Consider the following 23,449-nt stretch of genomic DNA (forward strand, 5'->3'; position numbering starts at 1 on the left):
TGCGCAGCCCCCTCACCCAGCCTCTCCCCCTAGCGGTGGAGAGGAGTCTGAATTTCATGTTCCTCTCCCCCGATCGGGGAGAGGTTAGGTGAGGGGGCGACGCACTACTCCGCGGCGACGGCCAGGCCCATCTGCTCGCAGGTCGGGGCGACGTCGGAGACGGTGGCGCGGCGCATGTCGCGCTTGTAGCGCTGGTCGTCGAACGCCATGCCGCGATGCATGGTGCAGCGATTGTCCCAGATCACCAGGTCCTTCTCGCGCCAGCGATGGGCGTGGACGAACTGGCGCTGCGTCGCGTGCGCGGTGAGCTCGTCGATGAGCTGGCGCGCCTCGTCGTCGGCCATGCCGCGGATCGCACCGGCGTGGCTGGCGATATAGAGGCTCATGCGGCCCGAATCCTGCAGCCGGCGCACCAGCACCTGCGGCACCGGCGCGAAGGCCTGGCGCTCGCTCTCGTCGAAATCCGCGAAGCCCAGCTTCGCGCGCGAGGTCATGATCGAATGCTCCGCCACCAGCCCGACGATGCGCTGCTTCGTCGCCTCGGGCAGCGCATCGTAGGCCGCACGCATGTCGGCGAACTCGGTATGGCCGCCGATCGGCGGGATCGAGCGCGCATGCAGCATCGAGCAGTAGGCCGGCAGGCGCTTGAACGAGGAGTCGGTGTGCCACAGCCGGTTGCCGAGATTGTAGAGCCGCTGCCGGTTGTTGGTCTCCAGGATCCGGTTGTCGGCGTCGAGATTGCCGACATCGGCCATGTTCTGGTGCAGGCGCAGGTTATGGCCCTTGCGCGCCATGAAGACCGTCGTCTCCAGCGGGCCGAAATGGCGCGCGAAGGCGAGCTGGCTCTCGTCGTCGAATTCCTGGTCGGGGAAGACCAGCACCGCGTATTTGGTGAAGGCTTCGCGGATCGCGGCGAGGTCCTCGCGCGAAACGCTGTTCAGGGCGACATCGCCGACTTCGGCCACGAAATCCGGCGTCACGGCATGGATCGACAGGGCCACGGGATTCTCCTCCTCGCTTTGCTTATGCGGCGGATTGGACCACCTAACGGACATCCGGGCAATCGCGGGATATACTTTCAGCCATGATCGAGAAGCAGGAAGTGCAGGAGATCTTCCCGACCCCGTTGTGGATCGTGGACCTCCAGCCGGCCGCCGCAGCCAGCCTCAATGCGAAACTAAAGGCCGAGATCGAACGGTTGATCGCGCCTCGTCCGAAGGTGCCGGCCGGCAGCAACTGGCAGACGCCGCAGGATCTGCACACGCGACCGGCCTTCGCCGAGTTCGTGAAACTGGTCGAGACGGCGGGCCGCGGCGTCGCCCGCTTCCTGCAGGTCGATCAGTATCCGATGGCGATCACCGGATGCTGGGCGAACATCAATCCGCCGGGCGCCTACCATCCGATGCACCACCATCCGAACAACTACCTGAGCGGCGTCTACTACGTGTCGATCCCGGCCGGCGGTTCGCAGATCCTGTTCCAAGATCCCCGCGGCCAGGCCTCGATGATCATGCCCAGACCCCGCCAGTACACGCGCCTCACGGCCAACGGCGCCAACGCGCCGAGCAAGGAAGGCCGCATGGTGATCTTCCCCTCCTGGCTGAAGCACACGGTGCCGGCCAACGACGGTGAGAGCGAGCGCATCAGCATCTCGTTCAACCTGATGTTCAAGAATTTCACCGAGACCATGGCTTCACCGATGTGGGATCCCACGGCGGGCAAGGAGAACGCATGAGCAGCCTGCAGGATCGCTACGGCAACGAACTCGGCACCCAATCGGTCGCGGCGCGCGACGCCTATCTCGCGGGCGTCGACAGCCTGATGGCCGCGACACCCGGCATGGACACGGCCTTCCAGAAATCCGTCGAAGCCGACGAGACCTTCGCGCTGGGGCACATTTCGCTGGCCCGCGCCAAGCAGTTGCTGGGCCGCGGCCACGAGGCCAAGCAGCCGCTGGCGCGCGCAAAGGAGCTGGCGGCGAACGCCACCCCGCGCGAGCAGAGCCAGATCGCGATCTTCGAGAAGATCCTGACCGGCCAGGGCGCCGCCGCCCTCGAGGCGATCCGCGAACACATGAAGGAGTGGCCGCGCGACGCCATGGCGCTCGCACCCGCGACCAGCGTCTTCGGCCTGATCGGCTTCTCCGGCATGACCGGCCGCGAGGTCGATCAGTTGGCGCTGCTCGAACCCTTCGAGAAGCACTATGGCGACGACTGGTGGTACCGCACGCAGCTCGCCTTCGCCCAGATCGAGCTGCAGAAGCTCGACGAGGGCCGGCGCAACATCGATGCGGCGCTCGAAGCCTTTCCGAGGAGCGCCCACGCCGCGCACATCCGCGGGCATCTGTTCTACGAGCTGGGCGAGCGCGAGGCCGGGCTCGCCTTCCTGAAGGAATGGATGAAGGACTATTCGCGCGACGGCCTCATGCACGTCCACAACAGCTGGCATCTCGCGCTGTGGTCGATGGAAACCGGGCGGATGGACGAAGCCTGGCGCATCTATGACGACGCGCTCAGCCCCGCCGTCGCCTGGGGACCGCAGATCAATGTCGCGACCGACTGCGTGGCGTTCCTGGCGCGCGCCGAGATGGCGGGCGAACCGCGCCAGGCGCAGCGCTGGCGCAAGATTGCCGACTACAACACCAAGTGGTTCGGACGTCCGGGCCTGGGCTTCGTCGACATGCACACGGTGCTGGCCTACGCGATGGCCGGCGATGGCGCGGCCCTGGCAAAGTTCACGGAGAAGCCGGCCGGCGCCACGGCCGACATGCTGCCGCCGCTGGCGCGCGGCTTCGAAGCCTATGCGCAGGGCGACTGGACGCGCGCGATCGGCGAAATCGAGCCGCTGCTCGCGACGCACGAGCGCCTGGGCGGCAGCCGCGCCCAACGCGACCTGCTCGAATACGTCGTGACGTCGGCGATGGTGAAGGCCGGCCGCACCGCGGAGGCTCGCGCGATGATCGAGAAGCGCCGGCCGCAGAACGGCAAAGGCAAGGGCTTCCCGCTGGCGGGGCTTTGATCATTGGAGCGCGCCACTCCAGTGGCGCAATCATGATCATGAGCGCCACTGGAGTGGCGCGCTCCGTTGAGACGCTACGCGCTCAGCCCGAACTCTTTCGCCAGCAGCTCGTAGGACCGCTTCCGCTTCTCGAAGTCGTAGCAGATCGTGACCGCCATGATCTCGTCGACCTCGTAGGCGGCGGCGTGGCGTTCGAGGCCGGCGCGGACGGTCTTGGGCGAGCCCACCACCGAGCGGCGGCGCAGCGCCGGCAGCCAGCGTTCGGCGCCCGGTTGCTTCGCCGCTTCCAGCGCTTCCTCGACCGACGGCACGGGGCCGGGGTTGCCCAGCGTCCTGAGCCGCATCGCCCAGACCTCGCGACTGCGCGAAAGAAGATCAGCCTCCTCGTCGGTCTCGGCGCACAGGACCGAGATCGCCATCATCGGCACCGGCCTGGGGTGCAGCGAAGACGGCTTGAAATGCGCGCGATAGGCGCGCGTCACGCCGTCGCCGCCGTCGGGATTGATGAAGTGCGCAAAGCAGAACGGCAGGCCGAAATGAGCGGCAAGCGCCGCGCTGTCGTCGCTCGAGCCCAGCAGCCAGACGTCGGGCGCCGTCTCGCCGGTCGGCTGCGCCACGACGCCAGTGCCTTCGTGGTTCAGCGGCAGCGCGTCGTGCAGCCAGGCGACGAGGTCGCGCACCTGGTAGGGATACTTGTCGGCGTTGCTCCAGTTGGGCTTGCCGTCGGCCAGGATGCGCATCGTCTGCTGGTCGCTGCCCGGGGCACGGCCGATTCCGACGTCGATGCGGCCGGGGAACAGCGTCTCCAGCATGCGGAAGTTCTCCGCCACCTTGTAGGCGCTGTAGTGCGGCAGCATCACGCCGCCCGAGCCCACACGGATGCGCTCGGTGAGACCGGCGACGCGCGTGATCAGCACCTCGGGCGTCGAGCCGGCCAGCGCCTCGCTGCTATGGTGCTCGGCCAGCCAGTAACGCGTGTAGCCCAGGCGGTCGCAGAGCTGCGCCAGTTCCAGCGTGTCGCGCACGGCTTCGGCCGGCGTGCCGCCTTTGCGGATCGGCGACTGGTCGAGAACGCTGAGACGCAGCGACAAGGAAGTCAGAGGCCCTTCTTGCCCATCGCCAGGAACTTGTCCTGGCGGCGCTCGCGCAACGTGTCGGCGTCGAGCTTCGTGAGGTCGGCGATCGCCTCGGCCACGACGCGCCCCACGACGTCGATCGTCTCGCCGGGCGCGCGATGGGCGCCGCCCATCGGCTCGGGGATCACGTCGTCGATCACCTCGAGCTTCTTGAGGTCGGCGGCCGTGACCTTCATCGCCTCGGCCGCATCCTGCGCGTTGGCGTTGTTGCGCCACAGGATCGAGGCGCAGCCTTCCGGCGTGATCACCGAATAGACCGAGTTCTCCAGCATGTAGACGCGGTCGGCCGAGGCGATGGCAAGCGCGCCGCCCGAACCGCCCTCGCCGATCACCACGCTGACCAGCGGCACGCCGAGCCCGAGGCAGGTCTCGATCGAGCTGGCGATCGCCTCCGCCTGGCCGCGCGCCTCGGCCTCGATGCCGGGATAGGCGCCGGGCGTGTCGACCAGGGTCAGCACCGGCAGCTTGAACCGGTCGGCGAGCCGCATCAGGCGCTGCGCCTTGCGATAGCCCTCGGGCCGCGCCATGCCGAAATTGTGCTTGATGCGCGAATCGGTGTCGTCGCCCTTCTGCTGACCCAGCACGACGATGCTGCGGCCCTGCAGGCGGCCCATGCCGCCCACGATCGCGGCGTCCTCGCCGAAGGCGCGGTCGCCGGCCAGCGGCGTGTAGTCGGTGATCAGTCGGTCGATATAGGCCTGGGCATGCGGCCGTTCGGCATGGCGGGCAACCTGGACCCTCTGCCACGGCGTCAGCTTCGCATAGGTCGCGCGAATCTGCTTATGCGCCTTGTCCTGCAGGCGCATGACTTCCTCGGCGATGTCGACGTCGCCGGAATTGGGCAGGTGCCGAAGCTCGGCGATCTTGCCTTCCAGCTCCGCGATCGGCTTCTCGAAGTCGAGGTAAGTCGTCATTGAGGGCAGGTGTCGCCCGGTCGCGGAATCCTGTCAACCGGCCGGCCGGCGCTTTCGCCGTGCCAGCGGATGATGCTCCTGCACCAGCGACCGCAGCTTTTCGTCGAGCACGTGGGTGTAGATCTGGGTGGTGGCGATATCCGCATGCCCCAGCATCAATTGGACGGAGCGCAGATCAGCCCCGCCCGCCAGCAGATGGCTGGCAAAGGCATGGCGCAGCACGTGCGGCGACACCCGTGCCGGATCGATGCCGGCCCCCAGCGCCGCTTCCTTCAGGAGCTGTGCGAAACGCTGCCGCGTCAGGTGGCCGGTCCGGCCGCGCGAGGGAAACAGGAACCGCGACGTCTCGCCCTCGGCGAGCTGGCCGGCGCGCATGCGCAGCCACGCGACGATCGCCATCCGCGCCGGGTCCGACAGCGGCACCAGCCGCTCCTTGTCGCCCTTGCCCCGCACCAGCAGCATCGAGGGATCGCGTTCGACCGCGGACAGAGGCAGGCTCACGAGCTCCGACACACGCAGGCCTGCGGCGTAGAGGATCTCGAGCAGGGTCGCCATGCGGCCGCCGTCGACGGCGTCCCTGGCGCGTGTCGCGTCGATCAGGCGGTCGACCTCCTCGCGCGACAGGACCTTGGGCAGGGGCCGGCCGAGCCTCGGCGAATCGAGCGTGCTCGCCGGATCGTCGTCGCGCCGCCGCTCGGCCAGGAGGAAGCGGAAGAACTGGCGCATCACCGACAGACGCCGCGCCACCGTGCGCGGCGTCATGCCGACATAGTCGAGCGACTTCAGATAGGCGCGCAGTGCCGTCGCATCGGCCGTCACCGGGCTCTGCTTGCGCCGCGCCAGGAAACCCTGGAGGTCGGCCAGGTCCGCGGCGTAGGCGAGCAACGTGTTCTTCGAGGCGCCGCGCTCCGCCTGCAGCATCTCGAGAAAGGCCTCGGCCTCGCGTACATGCCTGAAGGCCGGCTTGCGCTTCACGGGCCGTGAGCGCGGCTAGCGAGCAAGACGCTCATTGGGGACGGGTATCTCGAAATGCCTGAGCGGCGGGCGCGGCTCGACGACCGCGAGAGCGACCAGCCCGGCAATCACCACGGCAAGGACAGCGACGGCTATCACAGGCCCGAGACGCAGGGTGGGCATGCTGAATCGGTTTCTGGAGCGGAACAGGGCCACGACCGCGGCAACCTACCTGCCCACCGTCCGGGCGGCAATTGCCGAGAGCGCGGGCGGCCCTGATCGGAGGCCGGTCGCTTGAAACCCGGGTCATTATGGGCGACATGCATGGCTGCAGCTCGACATGGACGCCTCTTCCCCCCTGTCCTTGCCGCGCACCGTGGCCCTGGTGGGGCTGATGGGCGCGGGCAAGAGCGCCATCGGCAAGCGACTGGCGGCAAGACTCGGCCTCCCGTTCGTCGACGCGGATGACGAGATCGAACGCGCGGCCGGCTGTACCATCGCCGAATTCTTCGAGAGATTCGGCGAGCAGGAGTTCCGCGCCGGCGAGCGCCGCGTGATCTCCCGGCTGCTCGACGAGACGCCGCGTGTCCTGTCGACCGGCGGCGGCGCCTACATGGACCCTGAAACGCGCGCGCTGCTGCGGGCCAAGGCGTTGACCGTGTGGTTGCGCGCCGAACTCGACGTGCTGTTCGACCGGGTGAAGAAGCGGACGCACCGTCCGCTGCTGCGCCAGGGGGATCCGAAGGAAATTCTCGCGCGGCTCATGCAGCAGCGCTATCCGATCTACGCCGAGGCCGACATCGTGGTCGATTCGACCGCCCAGCCGGCCGACCGAACGACCGAACAGGTGATCGACGCGATCCGCGCGCACCTGCGGGTCCAGGCACACGGGCAGCCCCAGACGACAGGACAGACGGCATGAGTTCGCCCCGTACCATCAGTGTCGACCTGGCCGGCCGCGCCTACGACATCGTCATCGGTCCCGGCCTGATCGATCGTGCCGGTGAACTCTCGCGCCCGCTGCTGGCCGCGCCGAGGGTCACCATCGTGAGCGACGACACGGTCGAGCCGCTCTACGGCGCGCGCCTTGCCGCCGCGTTCGAGAAGGCCGGCATCAAGACACGGACGGTGACGGTGCCTGCCGGCGAGAGCAGCAAGGACTTCGCGAGCTTCGGGCGGCTGATGAACGAGCTGCTCGACCTGCGCCCCGACCGCAAGACCACGCTGGTGGCGCTGGGCGGTGGCGTCGTGGGCGACCTTACGGGCTTCGCCGCCGCCGTGCTGCTGCGCGGTGTCGACTTCGTCCAGGTGCCGACCACCCTTCTGGCCCAGGTCGATTCCTCGGTCGGCGGCAAGACCGGCATCAACACCCGCCATGGCAAGAACCTGGTCGGCGCCTTCTACCAGCCGCGCCTCGTGCTGGCCGACACCACGGCGCTCGACACGCTGCCGCGCCGCGAGCTGCTGGCAGGCTACGCCGAGGTCGCGAAATACGGGCTGATCGACGATCCGGATTTCTTCGCCTGGTGCGAGGCCAACGGCGACAAGGTGCTGGCCGGCGATGCCACGGCGCGCACGTACGCGATCGAGCAGAGCTGCCTGTCGAAGGCGCGTATCGTCGCGGCCGACGAGCGCGAGACCACCGACCTGCGCGCCCTCCTCAATCTCGGCCACACGTTCGGCCATGCGCTCGAGGCCGAAACCGGCTTCGGCGGGGCGCTGCTGCACGGCGAGGCCGTCGGCGCCGGCATGGCGATGGCCTTCGACCTGTCGGCCCGGCTCGGCCTCTGCCCCGCCGCCGATGCCGAGCGCGTGCGGCGCCATCTCGGCGCCGTCGGCCTGCCCGTCCGGCTGCGCACGATCGGCGGCGACAACAGCCGCACCTGGGATGCGGCGAAGCTGATCGAGCACATGCGCGGCGACAAGAAGGCCGAGGGCGGCAAGCTCACCTTCGTGCTGGCGCGCGGCATCGGAAAATCCTTCGTCACCCGCGACGTCGACGAGGCGGGCCTGCGCGGTCTGCTCGACGACGCCATCGCGGCCTGAGGAGCGGCATGGACGCCGAGCTGCATTTCGACATCCCGCTTTCCTTCGCGGTTCCGCTCGTGGTGCTCTGCCTGCTCCTGGCGGCCTACCTGTCGGCGGCGGAGACGGCGATCACGGGCGCCTCGCGGCCGCGCATGCATCGTCTCGCCCAGCAGGGCAACCCGAAGGCGGCCGTCGTGAACGCGCTGCTCGACCGCAAGGACGAGACGGTGAGCGCCGTCCTGCTGGGCAACAACGTGGTCAACATCTTCTCCGCCTCGCTCTCGACGGCGGTGCTGACGGCCCTGTTCGGCGCGGCCGGTGTCGTCTACGCAACGATCGTCATCGGCGTCCTGATCGTGATCTTCGCCGAGGTCATGCCCAAGACCTGGGCGCTGCTGCGCGCCGACCGGGTGGCGCTGGCGCTGGCGCCGTCGATCATGGTCACGCTGACCATCCTCGGCCCGATGGCGCGCGGCGTCGCGGCGGTCTCGCGCTTCTTCCTCAGGCTCCTGAACGTGCGCACCGACCGCACGCCCGACGCCGAGGAGCAGAGCGATGCGCTGCGCGGGGCCATCGAACTGCACGGCGAGGGCCAGACCGGCGACAGCGCGCCGGCCGAAAAGGCCATGCTGCGCTCCGTCCTCGATCTGGGCGACCGCACGGTGGGCGACGTCATGACCCATCGCGGCAACGTCGTGCTGATCGACGCCGACCAGCCGACCGAGGCCATCGTCACGCAGATGCTGGCAGCGCCCTATACGCGCATCCCCCTCTATCGCGGCGAGGCGGACAATGTCGTGGGCATCATGCACGCCAAGGATCTCTTCCGCGCCGTCGAGGCGGCGGGCGGTCCGAAATCGGTGCAGATCGACCCGATCCTGACCCCTCCCTGGTTTATTCCGGAATCCACGATCCTGTTCGACCAGCTCGAGGCCTTCCGCGCCCGGCACGAGCATTTCGCCCTGGTGGTCGACGAATACGGCGCACTGCGCGGCATCGTCACGCTCGAGGACATCCTCGAGGAGATCGTCGGCGACATCGAGGACGAGCATGACGCCATCCGCCGCGGCGTCGCCCGGCGCGACGACGGCAGCGTGGTCTGCCGGGGCGACGTTCCGATCCGCGACCTCAACCGCGAGTTCGGCTGGGGCCTGCCCGAGAGCGTCGCCACGACCATCGCGGGGCTGGTGCTGCACGAGGCGCGGCGCATCCCCGAAGTCGGCCAAGTCTATGCATTTTACGGATTCCGCTTCGAGATTTTGAAGCGCGAGGGCACGCGCGTCGCCGAGTTGCGGATCGTGCCGCCCACCGCCATACAGACGGGCAACTGACTTCCACCCGACACCACGAGGAACGACCATGCCGCTTTCGCCGCCGGTCGGGCGACAGCACCTTCATACGCGCCGCGTCGTCTGCCAGGGATTTTTCCGCGACGACGGGCTGTGGGACATCGAGGGCCGCATCACCGACGAGAAGACCTACGAGCACGCCAATGAATGGCGCGGGCCGCTGCAGCCGGGCGACTTCGTCCACGACATGTCGATCCGGCTGACGATCGACCATAAGTTCACGATCGTCGACGCCGAGGCGGTGACCGACAAGTCACCCTACCGGATGTGCGGCGACATCGCGCCGGCCTTCCGGAAGCTGATCGGCCTGCGCATCGGCGGTGGCTTCCATCGCGCGGTGCGCGAGCGGCTGGGCGGCATCCATGGCTGCACGCACATCGTCGAGCTGCTGGGGCCTGTCGCGACGACGGCGTTCCAGACCGTTTCGTCGAAGAAGGCGCAGGACCTCAACCGGGCCCATCGCGAAAAGGCTGGCACCCTGCCGCCGAAGAATCCCGACGCCCCGCCCAAGCCGCGGCGCAAGCCCTACATGCTCGACACCTGCCACACTTGGGCGTCGGACAGCGAGATCACCAAACGCTGGGTGCCGCATTTCTATACCGGCCCCGACGCCGAGGCCGTCCGCGCCGCCGTCGAAGGCAAGGACGTGGAAATGGAGGGCTGACGCTGTCGTGAGCAGCGCCGTGCGTCGCCCCCTCACCTAACCTCTCCCCCTATCGGGGGCGAGGGACATGAATCCGAATCTCATATTCCTCTCCCCCGATAGGGGGAGAGGTTAGGTGAGGGGGTTGCGCATGGCGCTTACGACCTCTTTCCGTCTTCCGCCGGCGTCAGGGTCTCCATCGCGAGCGCGTGCAGGCCGGCGTCGAGTTCTTCCTTGAGGGCGGCATAGACGAGGCGCTGGCGGGCGACGCGGGTCTTTCCGTCGAAGGCCTGCGACACGATTTCCACCCGGAAATGCGTCTCGCCGCCCTCACGCCATCCGGCGTGGCCGTGATGCTTGGAGGATTCATCTTCGATGGCGAGGCGCACCGGCGCGAAGGCCGCCCGAAGCTTGCTGTCAATCGCCGTCGCTACCTTGCCCATGACCATCTTGCCTCATCTTGCCGGTTCAATTGGTTGAACACATATTAGCCTGATGGCCCGACGGAGAGCGAACCCACTGGCGGCACTGGATGGTGCGAAGCCGCACCAGCGCGTCTGCGAGGCGCCGGGCTGCCGCCTGCAGGGTGAGTACCGGGCGCCTCGCGCGCGCGACAAGCTCGACGAATATCGCTGGTTCTGCCTCGACCACGTCCGCGACTACAACAAGAAGTGGGACTATTTCGCCGGCTTGGAACCCGACCAGATCGAAGCCCATATCCGCGCCGACACGACCTGGCGCCGGCCGGTCTGGCCGCTGGGCGCCCGCCGCAACGGCAATTCCTATGCCCACATCAAGGATCCGTTCGGCTTGGCCGACGATGCCGGGCTCGGGGAAAAGCCGCCGCCCAAGTACGATGGCAGCGAACAACTGACCCCGGCCGAGCGGAACGCGCTCGATGTCCTCGAACTTTCATGGCCGCTTACCCGGAAAGTCGTGAAATCCCGGTACAAGGAGCTGGTGAAACTGCACCACCCCGACGCAAACGGCGGGGCGCGCGAGGCCGAGGAGAAACTCAAGGAAATCAACGCCGCCTATTCCACTCTGCGGGCCTCGGAGCACCTTCCGGCCGAATGATTAGCCCTGCTTGGGGCTGTCCGTGCATTTGGCCGCTTGCAGTGCACAATCCTGCCTGCGACTATGAATTTGCCCGCAATTGGCGGGCATTGTTTTGTAGGAATTCGTGTGATGGCCTCTACGACGACCGCGGCGCGTCAGAATGTTTCGGGCATGCCGGATATCAAGGTTTCTGCGCGCCAGGTTTTCGGCATCGACACCGACATGGAGGTGCCGGCTTTCAGCACGCCGACCGAGCATGTTCCCCAGGTCGACGATGCCTACCTGTTCGATCACGACACGACGATGGCGATCCTCGCGGGCTTTGCCCACAACCGCCGTGTAATGGTCCAGGGTTATCACGGCACCGGCAAGTCGACCCACATCGAGCAGGTGGCGTCGCGCCTCAACTGGCCCTGCCTGCGCGTCAACCTCGACAGCCACATCTCGCGCATCGACCTGATCGGCAAGGATGCGATCGTCCTGCGCGACGGCAAGCAGGTGACCGAGTTCCGTGAAGGCATCCTGCCCTGGGCGCTGCAGAACCCGACGGCCCTGGTGTTCGACGAATACGATGCCGGCCGCGCCGACGTCATGTTCGTGATCCAGCGCGTGCTCGAGGTCGACGGCAAGCTCACGCTGCTCGACCAGAACAAGGTGATCCATCCCCATCCGGCGTTCCGCCTGTTCTCGACCGCCAACACGGTCGGCCTCGGCGACACGACGGGCCTCTATCACGGCACCCAGCAGATCAACCAGGGCCAGATGGACCGCTGGTCGATCGTGACGACCTTGAACTACCTGCCGCACGAGCAGGAAGTGAACATCGTTGCCGCCAAGACGCCGCACTACAACACCGAGGAGGGTCGCAAGACCATCGCCGCCATGGTGGCGCTGGCCGAGCTGACGCGCGCCGGCTTCATCGCTGGCGACATCTCGACCGTCATGTCGCCCCGTACGGTGATCACCTGGGCCGAGAATGCGCGCATCTTCGGGGGCGACGTGGGCTTTGCCTTCCGTCTCACCTTCCTGAACAAGTGCGACGAGGTCGAGCGCAGCACGCTCGCCGAGTATTACCAGCGCTGCTTCGGCAAGGAACTGCCGTCGTCGAGCGCCAAGGGCGGCAAGCTGCACTAACGGAGAGGGCCGCATGGCCAAGGACTCCACTCCCCTCGAGGAGTTTCGTCGCGTCACCGCCACCACCATGCGGGCGGTGTCGCGCAAGGAAGTGAACGTAGCCTTCGTCCCCGACGGCGGTTCACTGCTGGGCCAGGAAGCCCGCATCACCGTGCCGGCGCGCGATCTGCCGGTCGAGGATGTGAGCCGCGTCCGCGGCGAGGCCGATTCAATGGCGCTGAAGCTGCGCCATCACGACCGCAAGACCCATCTGCGCCGCGTCCCCCGCGGCGAGGCGGCGCGCGCGATCTTCGAGGCGGTCGAGCAGGTTCGCGTCGAGGCTTTAGGGGCCCGCAAGATGGTCGGCGTCGCCGACAATCTCTCGGCCCTGTGGCGCCAGCGCTCCGACCAGCGCGGCCATGCCCGCATCAAGAACAAGGAAGACGCCCCGATCGCCGACGTGATCGGCCTGATCGCCCGCGAGCAACTGCTCGGCGCCGCGCCCCCGGAGTCGGCCAAGGCAATGGTCGACATGTGGCGCGCCGACGTGGAAAGCGCCGCCGGCCGCGATTTCCAGAAGCTGCGCGATTCGCTCACCAACCAGGAAGCCTTCGCCCGCGCCGCCCGCCAGCTGATCCGCGACCTCAAGCTCGGCGACGAGACCGCCGAGTTGCAGGACGACGACAACGAGGATTCGCAGGACCAGGAGAACGCCGACGGTCAGTCGAACGAGACCGGCGACGACCAGAGCGATTCGAGCGAGACCCAGGGCTACGGCGCCCAGGGCGAGGAGAGCGAGGACGCGTCCGAGCAGGATGACGCCTCCGAGACCGCCGCCGACCAGGCCCAGACCGAGATGCAGATGGGCTCGGGCGACGAGGAGGAGCCGGGCCGCGCCGAGCGTCCGTGGTTGCCGCCGGGTGCGCTCAGCAACGAGCCGGCCGGCCAGCAGTATCACGCGTATTCCAACAAGTTCGACGAGATCGTCGAGGCCGACGCGCTGTGCGACGCCGAGGAACTGGGCCGCCTGCGCAACCATCTCGACCAGCAGCTCGCTCATCTCCAGGGCGTGATCGGCAAGCTCGCCAACCGCCTGCAGCGCCGCCTGATGGCGCAGCAGAACCGCGCCTGGGAGTTCGACCTCGACGAGGGGATCCTCGACGCCGCGCGCCTCACCCGCGTCGTCACCAACCCGATGCACGCGTTGTCGTTCAAGACCGAGCGCGACACCAACTTCCGTGACACCGTCGTGTCGCTGCTGATCGACAATTCGGGCTCGATGCGCGGCCGTCCGATCACGGTGGCGGCGATGAGCGCCGACATCCTCGCCCGCACGCTCGAGCGCTGCGGCGTGAAGGTCGAGATCCTGGGCTTCACGACGCGCGCCTGGAAGGGCGGCCAGAGCCGCGAGCAGTGGCTCGCCGCCGGCAAGCCGGCCAACCCGGGCCGCCTCAACGACCTGCGCCACATCATCTACAAGCCGGCCGATGCGCCGTGGCGTCGCGCCCGCAAGAACCTGGGCCTGATGCTGCGCGAGGGCATCCTCAAGGAGAACATCGACGGCGAGGCGCTCCTGTGGGCGCACAACCGGCTCCTGCCGCGGCCCGAGGAACGCAAGATCCTCATGGTCATCTCCGACGGCGCGCCGGTCGACGATTCGACCCTGTCGGTCAATCCCGGCAACTATCTCGAGCGGCACCTGCGCGACGTCATCGACTGGATCGAGACGCGCTCGCCGGTCGAACTGGTGGCCATCGGCATCGGCCACGACGTCACGCGCTACTATCGCCGCGCCGTCACCATCGTCGACGCCGACCAGCTCGGCGGCACGATGATGGAGCAGCTCGCCTCGCTGTTCGACGACGACGAGAAGAAGGACACCCGCGCCGCCCGCGGCTCGGCCAAGCAGCCCGGCAAGGGTGCCAAGTCCGGCAAGCGCGCCGCCTGAGCGAGTCGTTTGACTTCAGAAGCGCCGTCGTCTCGACCGGAGCGCGTAGCGCGGAGTGGAGAGACCTTCCCTCCACCAAATGCCAGCAAATCGTGGAGAGAAGGTCTCTCCACTCCGCCTCGCTTCGCTCGGCTGCGGTCGAGACGACGGGTCTTGTAGTTCAGGCCATAATTTCAGTGACCAACCGCTTTCTTCTCACGCTCTCCCTGCTCGTCGCGGCCTGCGCCGGTGTCTCGCCGCCGGCCGCGGCGCAGGAGCAGCCCGTCACGATCGACAGCTCGGCGCTCACGCTCAAGATCGACGAGCCGAAGGCTGCCCGCGTCGGCCGCCTGGTCTGGCGAGGCGGCCTCGAAATGCGCGGCAACCTGCGCATTTTCGGCGGCCTGTCGGATCTCCACGTCACGCCGGACAACCGCACCCTCACCTCGATCTCGGACGAAGGCTCGTGGCTGGTCGCCACGCCCCGCTTCGACGCCAACGGCACTCTGGTGGGCCTGGGCGATGCGCGGATGGGCCAGCTGCGCGGCCTCGACGGCAAGCCGATCGAGAGCAAGGCGGAAGCCGATGCCGAGGCGTTCGCGCGCCTGCCCGACGGATCGTGGCTGGTGGCCTTCGAACGCCGGCACAGGCTGTGGCGCTATTCGTCGCTCACCGCGACGCCGCTTCCCGTCGAGGGACCCGCCGACATCGGCCGCCAGCCCGGCAACGGCGGCATCGAGGCGCTGACCGCCCTGGCCGACGGGACGGTGATTGCCATCAGCGAGGAATACAGCCTGCAGCCCGCGACGGTCGTGGGCTGGATCGGCAAGCCCGATGCGGCCGGGCGCTATACGTGGAGTTCGTTCAGCTACGCCACGGTCCCCGACTTCAAGCCGACGGCGCTGGCGGTGCTGCCGGACGGTGCGTTCGCCACGCTGGAGCGGGCTTTCGACATGGTGCGCGGGGTGCGCGTGCGCGTGATGCGGATCGACGCGGCCCAGCTCAAGCCCGGCGCGACGGTGCGGCCGGAGGAGCTTGCGTTCCTCGCGTCACCTTACGCAGTCGACAATCTCGAAGGCTTGGCGGCAACGCGCGGCGCCAAAGGCGAGACGCTGCTCTGGCTGATGTCGGACGACAACTTCAATCCGCTTCAGCGCAATATCTTGATGCTGTTCGAACTTTCTCAGTAGATCCCCCTCCTCATTCAAATGGGGAGGTGTCGGCGTAGTCGCCGACGGAGGGGTCTGAGGGTCGTTCGTCCTTCGGCGCTCTCGGACATTGCAAGCAATGTCCTGTCGCTCACGGGGCTGAGCTTCGCTCAGCCCTAAGCCGCCTTCTTCGCGTCCTTCTTGCCCTTGGCCGACACGACGCGGCGCTTCAGCACCTTCATCTCGGGCGAGAGCTTGCTGTCGTTCGTGTCGAGCAGGTAGGCGTCGATGCCGCCATTGTGCTCGATCGTCTTGATGCCGCGGGGGGTCAGGCGCAGGCGCACCGCATGTCCCAGCGCATCGGACAACACCGAAGCGACCTGGAGGTTCGACATGAACCGGCGCTTCGACTTGTTGTTGGCGTGGCTCACATTGTTGCCGTACTGGACGGCCTTGCCCGAGAGGGCGCAACGACGAGGCATGACGATATCCGCTAAAAAACGATCCCGCCGGAGGGCGGGAAGGCCGGCTTTTTACGGGCCTGAAGGGTGCCCGTCAAGCAAACCAATCCACCACTCTTTCGCTGATGTCCTCGACCTGGTCTTCCGGGATCACCCGCCCCCGGGCCGAGATTCCCGCCTCGTGCACGGTGTTCGGGTCCCCGGAGACCAGGGGATGCCACCAGTAGAGATCCTGCTTGAAGTGGACCAGCCGGTAGCCACAAGTCCTGGGGAGCCAATCCATCTTGGCCACCACCTTTGGGGTGAGCTGGATGCAGTCCGGCACGATCTTCTTGCGATTCTTGTAGTCCTTGCAGAGCGCGGTCCTGGGGTCGAGCAGCCGGCAGCAGGTGTCGGTCTGCACCAGCTCGCCCGTGCCCTCGTATTCCAGCTTGTTGACGCAGCACATGCCGCAGCCGTCGCAGAGGGACTCCCATTCCTGCTTCGTCATCTCGGCCAGGGTCTTGCGTTTCCAGAAAGGTTCCTTCTGGGCCTCGGCGGCGCGGCGCGCCCGCTTCAGGAAGGATTTAGCGGCCATGAAAGGCTTGTAGCATGGACCGGGCCGCCGCGGCGGGGGTCAGCCGGCCGGCCTCGACTTCGCGCTCCAGGCCTCCGACCAGCCGGCGCACGTCGGGATGAGCCTTCAGTTCCGCCAGCAGGGTCTCGCCGACCTCGTTCCACATCCAGGCGCGGGCTTGTTCGGCGCGGCGCTTCTGGATGCCCTTCTCGCCCACGGCCTGGTTGAAACGCTCGACGACATCCCAGATCTCGACCACGCCGTCGCCCGTCTGCGCGGAGCAGGTGGTGACCTCGGGCGTCCAGCCGGGGGTCGGCGAACGCAGCATGCGCAGCGCGTGCTGGTAGTCGGCGGCGGAGCGCCGCGCGGTCGCCTTGAGGTCGCCGTCGGCCTTGTTGACCACGATCAGGTCGGCGAGTTCGATCACGCCCCGCTTGATGCCCTGCAGGTCGTCGCCGCCAGCCGGCAGCAGCAGCACGATGAACATGTCGACCATGTCGGAGACCGCGGTCTCGGACTGGCCGACGCCCACCGTCTCGACGATCACGGTGTCGAACCCGGCGGCTTCCACCAGCAGCATCGTCTCCCGCGTGCGCCGGGCGACACCGCCCAGGGTAATGCCGGCCGGCGAGGGGCGGATGAAGGCCGCGCGACGGCGCGACAGTTCCTCCATGCGCGTCTTGTCGCCCAGGATCGAGCCGCCGCCGCGCTTGGACGAAGGATCGATCGCCAGCACGGCCAGCGACTGGCCCCGGTCCAGCAGCGACAGGCCGAAGCGCTCGATCAGGGTGGACTTGCCGACGCCGGGCACGCCGGTGATGCCGAGCCGCACGGACTTGCCGGTATGCGGCAGCACCTCGGCCAAAAGCGCGTCGGCACGCGCGCGATGGTCGCTGCGCGTCGATTCGATCAGGGTGATGGCCTGCGCCAGCGCCCGCCGGTCGCCCTTCAGCAGGGGCTCGAGAAGCGGATCGGCCGGCACGCCGGAAATCGCTGCGGACGCACTCATCGGCGGCCAGACTTATCAGCCGCGGCGGCGCATTGCCAGCAAAGCGCCGACTGTCGCGATTGCGTAGAAGAAGCCCAGAGTCCAGCCGAGGCCGGGCTCACCGACCGCATCCATGGCCGCCCCGGTGAGCGGCCGCCCCACGAGCCCGCCCACGACGTAGATCAAGCTGAAGGCGGTATTGGCGCGGGCGATGTCGCCGCCGTTGAAGCGCTGGCCGAGCAGCGCCAGGCCCACCGGATAGATCGCGAACGAGATGCCGCCCCACAGCATGATGACGCCCACGATCGAGAGCGACTGCGCCGGCACGAAGGTGAGGCCGACCACCAGCGCCGCACTGACGATGGCGAGCCCCGCCAGCACGCCCCGCCGGTCGAAATGGTCGGCCAGCCAGCCGATCGGCCATTGCAGGGCGACGTTGCCGACGACGAACGCCGACAGCCACAGCGCACCGGTCTCCGGCGCGACGCCGGCGCTGACCGCGTAGACGGGCAGGAAGCTGAAGGCGACCTGCTCGCCGAGGCCGCCGGCGAAGGCCGCCAGCATGGCCAGCGGGGCGGCCACGATGATCGAGGCATAGCCGCTGTCCTTGTGATGCCGGATCGCCGGCGCCCGGTAGCGGTAGGGCAGCAGCGGCAACGCCACGAGAAGGGCGAGTCCGGCGCAGGTGAGGAACGGCACCGGCCCGTAGACTCCGACGACCTGCAGCACGAAGGGCCCGAGCGCCATGCCGCCCGCGAACATCGCGGCATAGATCGCCATGACCCGGCCCCGCCGCTTCTCCTCGACGACGAGGTTCATCCAGATCTCGCTCACCACCCAAGGCACGCCGCCGACCGCGCCGTGCAGGAAAGTGAGCGCGAACCACGCGACCGGGTTCGTGGTCAGCGTATAGCCGACCGTGCACAGGGAACCGGCCAGGACCGCAGCCAGGATGAGCGGCACGGCGCCGAAGCGCGCGGCCAGCCGCGGAATGTACGGGCCGGTGGTGAGCATGCCGATCGCCCAGCCCGCGGCGATGATCCCGATGGTCAGCTTGTCCGCGCCCTGCCGCTCCAGCGCGAGCGGTACCAGCGGCATTGCGGCGCCCGACTGCAGGCCGATGGCGGCACAGGCGGTGAAGACGGGAACGAGGGAACGCCAGGAGCCGGTGGCTGCCGGCCTAATCGGCGACACGCAAATGCCCCTCTCCCCTCAAGGACGCCGCCTCCTCGACCCGGCGCTCGGCCTCGGCGGCGGCCTCCTGCTGGCGACGCCACATGTCGGCGTAGAGGCCGTTGCGGGCCAGCAGTTCGCCGTGGCGACCGCGCTCGGCGACGCGGCCGCGGTCGAGGACCACGATCTCGTCGGCGTTGACGATGGTCGACAGGCGATGGGCGATGATCACCGTGGTGCGGCCGCGGCTCACCTCTTCGAGCGAGCGCTGGATCTCCTGCTCGGTGCGCGTGTCGAGGGCGCTGGTCGCCTCGTCGAACAACAGGATGCGCGGGTTCTTCAGGATGGTGCGGGCGATCGCCACGCGCTGCTTCTCGCCGCCCGAGAGCTTCAGCCCGCGCTCGCCCACCGTGGTGTCGTAGCCCAGCGGCAAGGCCATGATGAAATCGTGGATGCGGGCCAGCCGGGCCGCCTCCTCGACCTGCTCGCGCGTGCAGTTCGGCCGGCCGTAGCAGATATTGTAGTAGATCGTATCGTTGAACAGCACCGTGTCCTGCGGGACGACGCCGATGGCGGCCCGCAGGCTCGCCTGCTGGACGTCGCGGATATCCTGCCCGTCGATGCGCACATGGCCCGCCGACACATCGTAGAAGCGGAACAGGATGCGCGAGATCGTCGACTTGCCGGCGCCGCTCGAGCCGACGATGGCCACGGTGTGGCCGGGCGCCACGCGGAAACTGACATCGTGCAGGATCGGACGGGACGGCTCGTAGCAGAAGTCGACATGGTCGAAGACGATCTCAGCCCCGGCGACGGCGAGCGGCGGGGCGCCCGGCTTGTCGGCGATCTCGGCCGGCACGTCGAGCAGGCCGAACATTTTCTCCATGTTCACCAGCGCGTTGCGGATTTCGCGATAGGCGAAGCCCAGCATGTTGAGCGGCATGTAGAGCTGGATCAGGAAGGCGTTCACCGCGACGAAGTCGCCGATCGTCATCGTGCCGGCGATGACGCCCTGGCCCGCCATTCCCATGACCGCGACCAGGCCGACGGAAATGATGGCGCCCTGCCCGATGTTGAGCAACGAGAGTGTGCGGCTGGAGCGGATGGCGGCGTCCTCGTAGCGCCGGCGGCCGACATCGTAGCGCCGCGCCTCGTGCGCCTCGTTGCCGAAATACTTCACGGTCTCGAAGTTCAGCAGGCTGTCGATCGCCTTGGCATTCGCCTCGGTATCGGCCTCGTTCATCGAGCGCACGAACTTGATGCGCCATTCCGAGAACACGATCGAGAAGACGATGTAGACGCCGACCACGACCAGCGTCACGACGGAGAAGCGCCAGTCGTAGAGGCTCCACAGGATGGCCCCGACCAGGACGATCTCGAACAGCGTCGGCAGGATGTTGAAGGTCGTGAAGCGGATCAGGAAGTCCATGCCCTGCGTGCCGCGCTCGATGACGCGGCTGATGCCGCCGGTCTGCCGCTCCAGATGGAATCGCAGAGACAGTGCATGGAGATGCCCGAACACTTCGAGCGCCAGATTGCGGATCGCCCGCTGGGCCACCGGGGCGAAAACGGCGTCCCGGATTTCGCCGAAGGCCTGCGCGGCCACGCGGGCGACGCCGTAGGCCACGATCAGCGCGATCGGCACCGCGACTGCCTGCGCGGCAGGCGTTCCCAGCGCATCCACCGCGCCCTTGTAAAGGATCGGGACGTAGACGTTCGTGACCTTGGCCACCACCAGCAGCACCAGGGCGATCACCACCCGCGTGCGCAGCGCCATTTCATTCTTCGGCCACAAATGGCGTCCGAGAATCTTGATGACGTCCCAGACGCGGGGGCCGTCGACCTTGGGAATGCCGTCAGGGCCGGGATTCGACATGAACGAAAAATGCCTTATTGGGCCACCATGTTGGGTGGCGAAGGGAGCGTCCGGCTTCTATCGTGCCCGGGGAGCCGACGTAAGCCCTTCCGGGAAAGGGAGTCTCATGAGATTTCGTAGGGCGTTGGTGGCGATAGCCTTGAGTGTGGGTGCACCTGCCGCGGTGTCGGCCGAGGCATCGGCCCAGGACGCACGACAGGTCGACATCGCCTACGAAATCACCTTCGCGGGCCTGTCGGGCTTCCGCATCGACGTCACCGCCAAGTTCAACGGTGCGAACTATGATGTCGAGAGCCGGACCTTCAAGGAAGGCCTCCTGCGCGCGGTCACCATGCATTATGACGGCCGCAATCGCGCCTGGGGCGGTTTCTCGACGCAGGGCGCACGCCCGTCCGCCGGCTCGCTGTCGATCGTCGTCGGCGACAAGCCGCGCACCTGGATCGCACAATATGGCGGCGGCACGATGCAGGAGCAGCACAACCCGGCCTACAAGCCGTCGCCGCAGAACACCATCTCCGAGGAGCAGCGCCGCGGTTCGCTCGATCCGCTCTCGGCCGCGCTCAGCGTCGGCATGGCCGGCGACGCGGCCTGCGACCGCACGGTGCAGACCAACGACGGCAAGCGCCGCATCGACGTCATCATCAGGAAGGTCGGCACCGAGCCCGCCGCGAAAGCGGGCGTTCCCGGGGCGCAGGGCGACCTGCTCATCTGCGAGATTTCCACCAGGCGCATCGCCGGCGAGTTCGACGAGGCGCCCAAGGAGGCCGAGGCCGAGCGCGACCGCCCGATGCGCGTCTGGTTCGCCCGCCTGGACCAGACCCAGATGCGCTATCCCGCCAAGCTGGAAGCCCATACCGGTTTCGGCACGATCCGCGGCCGCATCCTCACCTTCCGCGAACGCCCGATGACCCCGGACGAAAGCCAGGCGATGCGGAAGTAGCTCCGCATCAGTTCGCTCTCGTTTCCCCGAGAATCACGAGGGCGAAACGTCTGCCCAGGGCGGGTGAGCCGCCGCCAGGGCCGGGATCGCTTCGATCCGCCGGATACTCATCGACGAACCCGTCGTTCTGACTTCCCACCAGTTGCACGGACGCCGGATGCAGGCGGGCCGGCGGGCCGGCGCTTGCCCGCAAGGTGCACAGCACTCCTCAACATCGCCCCGTCGCCGGCCGTCACCGGGCCTCCAACATCATTGGAATCCGCTTGGCGGCACCGCTGGATGATTCGGGTTTGAATAATCTTTCAAAATACGGAAAGAGTATACAATAAGCAAAAAACGGCCGCCGAACGGACCGAGGAGGAACTTTGGTCAAAGTCATCCGTGCCTGCGAGAACGGTGCCCGATACCTCGGCATTGCCGCGACCGTCGCAATCATGGCGATCATCGCGTGCGACGTGGTCCTCCGTTACGCATTCAATGCGCCGCTCGCCTGGGCCTACGAATTCATAGGGCTCTATGTAATGGCTGCGCTGTTTTTCCTGCCACTGGCGTACGTACAGCGTTGTCACGGCAACATCGCCGTCGACCTTTTCGTCAAGCTGCTGCCCCTGCCGGTACGGTCCGCCTTCACGCGCCTGGGCAACGTGCTTGCGGCCTCCGTCTTCGCGATCGCGTGCGGTGCCTTCGCGGTGAAGGCGCTCGACGCCTTCCGGAGCGGCGACGAGATCATCGGTCCCTACATCTGGGTCACTTGGCCGATCTACACCATCGTCGCGGTCGGGCTGGGCCTGTTCGTGCTGCGCCTGCTGCTCCAGGTCTTCCAGTCCGAATCAACTCTCCAGCACGACGCCGCCGAGGGGGACCACGGCATATGAGCCCCGTTCTGATCGCCTGCCTCCTGCTGGGAGGACTGCTGCTGTTCGGCGTACCCGTAGCCTTCTCGCTGGCCATCGCCGGCGCGGTGGGCCTGTTCATGATCGGCGGTTGGGACAGTCTGGTCGGGATCCTCGAGACGACGACGCTGTCGAGCGTCAGCGCCTACGAACTGGTCTCGATCCCGATGTTCATCCTGATGGCCGAGTTCGTCATCCTGAGCGGCATCGCCAACGGGCTCTTCGAGGCGGCCTCCCTGTGGGTCGGCCGTGTTCGCGGCGGTCTGGCGATGGCTACCGCCCTGGCCGGTGCCGGGTTCGGTGCGATCTCGGGCTCCAGTACCGCTTCCGCCGCCACGCTGGCTTCGACGAGCCTGCCCGCGATGCTGCGCCAGGGCTACGATCCCAAGCTGGCCAGCGGCGTCGTCGCGATCTCCGGCACGCTGGCGATGCTGATCCCGCCAAGCGTTGCATTGGTCCTCTACGGCGTCATCGCCGACATCAGCGTCGGCAAGCTGCTGATTGCAGGCGTCATCCCCGGCCTCATCGTCACCCTGGCCATCATACTCACGGTCTACGTGATCGTGCTGTTCGACCCCAAGGCGGCTCCGACGGCGGTCTCCGTTCCCTGGCGCGTGAAGTTTGCGGCGTTGAAGGAACTGGGGCCGATGCTGCTGCTCTTCGGGCTGATCACGGTGTGCATCTACACCGGCCTCTCGACCCCGACCGAGGCCTCGGCGATCGGCGCGATCGGCGCGCTGGGCCTCGCGGTGCGCAGCGGAAACTTCAGCCTCACCGCCTTCGTGTCGGCCTGTTCCCGGTCGGCGCGGACCACCTGCATGATCCTGCTGATCATCGTCGGCGCGCATATCTTCGGCTACTTCTTCACGCTGACGCGGACGACCTATTCGATCGTGACGTGGGTCTCGGCGCTGCCGCTAGATCCCTTCGTCATCCTGGCCATCATCCTGTTCGGCTACATCGTGCTCGGCTGCGTGATGGATCAGGCGGCCATCCTCATCCTGACGGTGCCGGTGGTATTGCCGGTCATCAAGGCGCTGGGCTTCGACCCGGTGTGGTTCGGGGTCATGGTGGTCGTCACCGCCGAACTGGGCATGGTGACTCCACCAGTGGGACTCAATGTCTTCGTCGTCTCGAAAACGACGGGCATGCCGCTCGGCACCGTGTTCCACGGCGTCTGGCCGCACGTCATCGCTCACATCCTCGTCCTGGCGCTGCTGACGGTCCTGCCGGGACTGGTGATGTGGCTTCCGTCCAACATGCAGTGAAGAAA

Annotated in this window: 23 protein-coding genes; 13 read left to right on the forward strand and 10 right to left on the reverse strand. The window is 67.4% G+C overall.

Annotated features, from left to right (window positions below):
* Positions 1–104 precede the first annotated feature (104 nt).
* The gene (locus EPO41_RS16210) at positions 105–1,001 is read right to left on the reverse strand and encodes a TauD/TfdA family dioxygenase (protein WP_296326928.1); all 897 of its coding nucleotides are present in this window, start codon (positions 999–1,001) and stop codon (positions 105–107) included.
* Between the two features lie 83 nt (positions 1,002–1,084).
* Here EPO41_RS16210 and EPO41_RS16215 point away from each other — a divergent pair, with 83 nt between their 5' ends.
* Together EPO41_RS16215 and EPO41_RS16220 are read left to right on the forward strand one after the other, a co-directional pair.
* Positions 1,085–1,735, forward strand: a complete 651-nt coding sequence (locus tag EPO41_RS16215) for a TIGR02466 family protein (protein ID WP_296326929.1) — start codon at positions 1,085–1,087, stop codon at positions 1,733–1,735.
* The gene (locus tag EPO41_RS16220; RefSeq protein WP_296326931.1) at positions 1,732–3,018 is read left to right on the forward strand and encodes a tetratricopeptide repeat protein; all 1,287 of its coding nucleotides are present in this window, start codon (positions 1,732–1,734) and stop codon (positions 3,016–3,018) included. Before EPO41_RS16215 ends, EPO41_RS16220 begins: the two co-directional genes overlap by 4 nt.
* A 74-nt stretch (positions 3,019–3,092) precedes the next feature.
* Here EPO41_RS16220 and EPO41_RS16225 read toward each other — a convergent pair whose 3' ends face one another.
* Genes EPO41_RS16225 through EPO41_RS16235 form a run of 3 tightly spaced genes read right to left on the reverse strand, consistent with a single transcriptional unit; the run spans position 3,093 to position 6,043 of the window.
* Positions 3,093–4,109 (reverse strand): LLM class flavin-dependent oxidoreductase, encoded by a 1,017-nt coding sequence (locus EPO41_RS16225; RefSeq protein WP_296326933.1) that lies wholly within the window; start codon positions 4,107–4,109, stop codon positions 3,093–3,095.
* 5 nt (positions 4,110–4,114) lie between these two features.
* Positions 4,115–5,068: an acetyl-CoA carboxylase carboxyltransferase subunit alpha gene (locus EPO41_RS16230; protein WP_296326935.1), complete on the reverse strand. Its 954-nt coding sequence runs from the start codon at positions 5,066–5,068 to the stop codon at positions 4,115–4,117.
* A gap of 33 nt (positions 5,069–5,101) precedes the next feature.
* Entirely contained in the window at positions 5,102–6,043 is a 942-nt protein-coding gene (locus EPO41_RS16235; RefSeq protein ID WP_296326937.1) for a site-specific tyrosine recombinase XerD, read from the reverse strand.
* 319 nt (positions 6,044–6,362) lie between these two features.
* Here EPO41_RS16235 and EPO41_RS16240 point away from each other — a divergent pair, with 319 nt between their 5' ends.
* Genes EPO41_RS16240 through EPO41_RS16255 form a run of 4 tightly spaced genes read left to right on the forward strand, consistent with a single transcriptional unit; the run spans position 6,363 to position 10,063 of the window.
* A complete protein-coding gene (locus EPO41_RS16240; protein ID WP_296326939.1) occupies positions 6,363–6,944 on the forward strand; it encodes a shikimate kinase in 582 nt (193 codons plus the stop codon).
* The gene (gene aroB / locus EPO41_RS16245) at positions 6,941–8,068 is read left to right on the forward strand and encodes a 3-dehydroquinate synthase (protein ID WP_296326941.1); all 1,128 of its coding nucleotides are present in this window, start codon (positions 6,941–6,943) and stop codon (positions 8,066–8,068) included. Before EPO41_RS16240 ends, aroB begins: the two co-directional genes overlap by 4 nt.
* 8 nt (positions 8,069–8,076) lie before the next feature.
* Complete coding sequence (locus EPO41_RS16250; RefSeq protein WP_296326943.1) at positions 8,077–9,381, forward strand: HlyC/CorC family transporter; 1,305 nt, start codon at positions 8,077–8,079, stop codon at positions 9,379–9,381.
* A 28-nt stretch (positions 9,382–9,409) separates the two neighbouring features.
* Positions 9,410–10,063 carry a DUF2889 domain-containing protein gene (locus EPO41_RS16255; RefSeq protein ID WP_296326944.1) on the forward strand — a complete coding sequence of 218 codons (654 nt, stop codon included), beginning with the start codon at positions 9,410–9,412 and terminating at the stop codon, positions 10,061–10,063.
* Between the two features lie 137 nt (positions 10,064–10,200).
* Here EPO41_RS16255 and EPO41_RS16260 read toward each other — a convergent pair whose 3' ends face one another.
* Positions 10,201–10,485, reverse strand: coding sequence for a BolA family protein (locus EPO41_RS16260; RefSeq protein ID WP_296326946.1), 285 nt, complete (start codon positions 10,483–10,485; stop codon positions 10,201–10,203).
* Between the two features lie 52 nt (positions 10,486–10,537).
* On the opposite strand from EPO41_RS16260, the gene EPO41_RS16265 reads away from it, so the two are divergent.
* The 4 genes from EPO41_RS16265 to EPO41_RS16280 all read left to right on the forward strand — a co-directional run bounded on the left by EPO41_RS16265 (position 10,538) and on the right by EPO41_RS16280 (position 15,331).
* Positions 10,538–11,119 carry a J domain-containing protein gene (locus tag EPO41_RS16265; RefSeq protein WP_296326948.1) on the forward strand — a complete coding sequence of 194 codons (582 nt, stop codon included), beginning with the start codon at positions 10,538–10,540 and terminating at the stop codon, positions 11,117–11,119.
* 111 nt (positions 11,120–11,230) lie between these two features.
* Entirely contained in the window at positions 11,231–12,235 is a 1,005-nt protein-coding gene (gene cobS, locus EPO41_RS16270; protein WP_296326950.1) for a cobaltochelatase subunit CobS, read from the forward strand.
* A gap of 13 nt (positions 12,236–12,248) precedes the next feature.
* Positions 12,249–14,162: a cobaltochelatase subunit CobT gene (gene cobT / locus EPO41_RS16275; RefSeq protein WP_296326952.1), complete on the forward strand. Its 1,914-nt coding sequence runs from the start codon at positions 12,249–12,251 to the stop codon at positions 14,160–14,162.
* Between the two features lie 176 nt (positions 14,163–14,338).
* Positions 14,339–15,331 carry an esterase-like activity of phytase family protein gene (locus EPO41_RS16280; RefSeq protein ID WP_296326953.1) on the forward strand — a complete coding sequence of 331 codons (993 nt, stop codon included), beginning with the start codon at positions 14,339–14,341 and terminating at the stop codon, positions 15,329–15,331.
* A gap of 134 nt (positions 15,332–15,465) precedes the next feature.
* Here EPO41_RS16280 and rpmB read toward each other — a convergent pair whose 3' ends face one another.
* The 5 genes from rpmB to EPO41_RS16305 all read right to left on the reverse strand — a co-directional run bounded on the left by rpmB (position 15,466) and on the right by EPO41_RS16305 (position 20,343).
* Positions 15,466–15,771: a 50S ribosomal protein L28 gene (rpmB, locus tag EPO41_RS16285; protein ID WP_295141896.1), complete on the reverse strand. Its 306-nt coding sequence runs from the start codon at positions 15,769–15,771 to the stop codon at positions 15,466–15,468.
* A 73-nt stretch (positions 15,772–15,844) separates the two neighbouring features.
* On the reverse strand, positions 15,845–16,327 hold the full coding sequence (locus EPO41_RS16290; protein WP_296326955.1) for a YcgN family cysteine cluster protein: 483 nt from the start codon (positions 16,325–16,327) through the stop codon (positions 15,845–15,847).
* Positions 16,317–17,315 carry a methylmalonyl Co-A mutase-associated GTPase MeaB gene (gene meaB / locus EPO41_RS16295; RefSeq protein WP_296326956.1) on the reverse strand — a complete coding sequence of 333 codons (999 nt, stop codon included), beginning with the start codon at positions 17,313–17,315 and terminating at the stop codon, positions 16,317–16,319. The genes EPO41_RS16290 and meaB overlap by 11 nt, the downstream gene beginning before the upstream one ends.
* Positions 17,316–17,330: 15 nt before the next feature.
* A complete protein-coding gene (locus EPO41_RS16300; RefSeq protein WP_296326958.1) occupies positions 17,331–18,488 on the reverse strand; it encodes an MFS transporter in 1,158 nt (385 codons plus the stop codon).
* Entirely contained in the window at positions 18,475–20,343 is a 1,869-nt protein-coding gene (locus EPO41_RS16305; RefSeq protein WP_296326960.1) for an ABC transporter ATP-binding protein/permease, read from the reverse strand. Before EPO41_RS16305 ends, EPO41_RS16300 begins: the two co-directional genes overlap by 14 nt.
* Before the next feature lie 145 nt (positions 20,344–20,488).
* Between EPO41_RS16305 and EPO41_RS16310 the strand changes: the two genes are divergently transcribed.
* From EPO41_RS16310 to EPO41_RS16320, 3 genes are all read left to right on the forward strand, one after another.
* Positions 20,489–21,283 carry a DUF3108 domain-containing protein gene (locus EPO41_RS16310; protein WP_296326962.1) on the forward strand — a complete coding sequence of 265 codons (795 nt, stop codon included), beginning with the start codon at positions 20,489–20,491 and terminating at the stop codon, positions 21,281–21,283.
* Positions 21,284–21,648: 365 nt separating this feature from the next.
* Positions 21,649–22,158, forward strand: a complete 510-nt coding sequence (locus EPO41_RS16315) for a TRAP transporter small permease (protein WP_296326963.1) — start codon at positions 21,649–21,651, stop codon at positions 22,156–22,158.
* Positions 22,155–23,444 carry a TRAP transporter large permease gene (locus EPO41_RS16320; RefSeq protein ID WP_296326965.1) on the forward strand — a complete coding sequence of 430 codons (1,290 nt, stop codon included), beginning with the start codon at positions 22,155–22,157 and terminating at the stop codon, positions 23,442–23,444. Before EPO41_RS16315 ends, EPO41_RS16320 begins: the two co-directional genes overlap by 4 nt.
* Positions 23,445–23,449: the final 5 nt, after the last annotated feature.

It is taken from the genome of Reyranella sp. (assembly GCF_004297265.1).
GTDB lineage: Bacteria > Pseudomonadota > Alphaproteobacteria > Reyranellales > Reyranellaceae > Reyranella.